Raw genomic sequence first — 261 nt, 5'->3', positions numbered from 1 at the left:
CGATAACACTGAACAACAACGTTTTGAAATTGACGTGGATGGTCATATCGCCTTTGAAGACTATGAGTTTTTTACTACCAGTCAAGGCGAAAAAGGCATTGATTATAAACATACTGAAGTGCCAGAAGCGCTTGGCGGACGTGGTATTGCAGGCTATTTAGTCAAGACTATCCTAGACGATGCCGCGGCTAAGCACCTACGAGTCAAACCAACTTGCCCTTATGTAAAAGCTTATATTGATAAACATCCAGAGTACCAAGA

1 protein-coding gene is annotated in these 261 nt (G+C 42.1%); it reads left to right on the top strand.

Going from position 1 to position 261, the window contains the following annotated elements; translation table 11 throughout:
• Nucleotides 1–261, top strand: a 261-nt coding sequence (locus AAEZ03_RS27850) for a GNAT family N-acetyltransferase (protein WP_350583141.1), incomplete at both ends; no start/stop codon positions are given.

Origin of the sequence: Pseudomonas sp. HY2-MNA-CIBAN-0224, from assembly GCF_040310285.1 — a bacterium.
Taxonomy (GTDB): Bacteria; Pseudomonadota; Gammaproteobacteria; order Pseudomonadales; family Pseudomonadaceae; genus Aquipseudomonas; species Aquipseudomonas helleri.
Note: the sequence above shows the minus strand (reverse complement) of the source record. Positions and strands in the feature narration are given on the sequence as shown.